At 42.8% G+C, this 2050-nt stretch carries 2 protein-coding genes and 1 pseudogene; all 3 read right to left on the reverse strand.

Features of this window, described 5'->3' with window-relative positions:
- A pseudogene (locus BN1119_RS20565) lies at window positions 1–155 on the reverse strand (IS3 family transposase); the annotation flags it as partial.
- A 27-nt stretch (window positions 156–182) separates the two neighbouring features.
- The gene (locus BN1119_RS21080; protein WP_042000903.1) at window positions 183–1472 is read right to left on the reverse strand and encodes a methyl-accepting chemotaxis protein; all 1290 of its coding nucleotides are present in this window, start codon (window positions 1470–1472) and stop codon (window positions 183–185) included.
- Window positions 1473–1474: 2 nt separating this feature from the next.
- The coding region (locus BN1119_RS17040) for an EAL domain-containing protein (protein WP_042000905.1) at window positions 1475–2050 on the reverse strand (576 nt) is incomplete at its 5' end.

Consider the following 2050-nt stretch of genomic DNA (forward strand, 5'->3'; position numbering starts at 1 on the left):
GCCATAAAGTCGCGCACCCACTCCCTGGCCGCTTCCAGACTGGCAAAGCCGTCTGATGGCCACTGCGGACAGTACTTCAGCGTCCTGAACAATGACTCCGAGTACGGATTATCGTTGCTGACCCGAGGCCGTCCCCGCGAGGGCGTGACACCCAGGTGTCCGAGTTATTTTAGTAAGGCTAGCTAGGGTTTCAAGGCTTCAACTGTTGCAACAAGCTCGCTGATACTCGCATTTACACTCTCGATAGCTTTTTCGACATGCTCGATAGATTCATGACCTTTTTTCGCTATCACATTGATTTCTTTTAAACCGGTGTCAATTTTATCAATGAGTCCCGCGTTCTCTTTTACGACCTCCGCAATGTCGGAGGTTGCGGAGGCCGATCTGGCGGCAAGCTTTCTTACTTCGTCTGCAACAACTGCGAACCCTCTGCCGGAATCTCCGGCTCTTGCAGCTTCAATCGCCGCATTAAGTGCCAATAAGTTTGTCTGATCGGCAATGGAACGTATAGTAGTAACTATTTCCTGAATATTTTTTGACTTCAGATTTAGCTCTTGACCAACTTGTGCAGTATTTTCAACCTGTGATGCGATTTGAACACTGGTATTCACGCTGTTATCCAGCTCTCGCATTGCCGTTGTTGTTAACGCCGATGTCTTTTCGGATGTTTGCGCCGCGAGGTTCACTGTATTAATGGCGTTATTGACGCGCTCAGAAATATCTGACGCAAATTTTATCACTTTATAGACTTTACCTTGCCCATCAAGAATGGGGTTGTAAGTTGCTTCAAGCCAGACGCTCCTGCCAGACAGACTTCTTCTTAGAAATCGACCTGCCTGATAGTTACCGTTAGCCAAGTTGCGCCAGAAATTTGGGTTATCACGATAAAAGTTTTCATCACAGAAGATTTTGTGGTGTTTACCCTTTATCTGTTCCAGTTTGCAATCCATTGCATTAAGAAAATTCTGGTTAGCATTGGTGATTATGCCATCCGGGGTGAATTCAATTACAGCCTGAGAGCGGTTAAGTGCAGTAAAAACGGCATTCTGCGATGAAGATTCATTATGCTGCGCGGTGACATCAAAAGCCAATTTAACAACACGATACACCTTACCTTGTGCATCCTTAATTGGCACATAACGTGCGCCGACAAAGATAGTTTCTCTATTCTTCTTTATATATTTAAAGATATCTCGCAGCGGTTTGTCCTCAAGGAGATTTCGCCAGAAGGTTGTATACTCGGGCCTCGATGTATAGGCAGTCTCAAACAAAATGCGGTGATGCTGGCCCAGAAGTTCCTGTTTACTGTACCCCATAAAGTCAGCAAACTTCTGACTCACTTCAAGTATTTCGCCTGAATGATTAAAAATCACCATCGCGGTAGCGTTTAACATGGCATTAAAGAGGAGTTTTTCATCAGAAACTTTTAGTGGTTCTGTTAAAGTGGGTGTTTTCTTTAGAAAGTCGAACATAATCAGTATTCTCTTTTATAGCTCAAAAGTAATTTTTCAAACTGCTCAACAGAGAGAGGTTTATCGAAGTAGTAACCTTGCCCCCAATCACAACCCAGTTCTGCCAGTAGCGTCGCAATTTCTTGAGTTTCAATTCCCTCAGCAAGAGTTTTCAAGCCAAAAATCTTTGCTGTTGAAATAATGGTTTTAACAATGGCGAGGTTTTTCTCATCTTCACGTATTGACTTGATAAAGTGCATATCAATTTTCAGCACATCCGCATTGATGTTTTTTAGATAACTTAATGAAGAATGCCCCATACCAAAGTCATCAATGGCAATCGAAAAACCTTTACTTCGTATCATATTTAAAGTTGATATTGCTTTATCGGGATCACGCATAAGCCCTGTTTCGGTAAGCTCAAGCTCAAAATCATTTGGCTCTAACCCTGCGAGCTCTATCAAAGTTAAAAAACCATAAATTGCAGACTCATCATCAAAGCTTTTCGCTGAAATATTAAGGGCGAGCTTGAAACGCAAATTTTCTTGCGAGAACACTTCTTTTTTCTGCCAACTGCGTTTCAGTTCAATAACACGTTC

Origin of the sequence: Aeromonas bivalvium, from assembly GCF_000819765.1 — a bacterium.
GTDB lineage: Bacteria > Pseudomonadota > Gammaproteobacteria > Enterobacterales > Aeromonadaceae > Aeromonas > Aeromonas bivalvium.

What these genes read in the sequence shown, in the direction of transcription:
- BN1119_RS21080 (WP_042000903.1), bottom strand. Translation starts at nt 1,472, where the DNA reads ATGTTCGACTTTCTAAAGAAAACACCCACTTTAACAGAACCACTAAAA.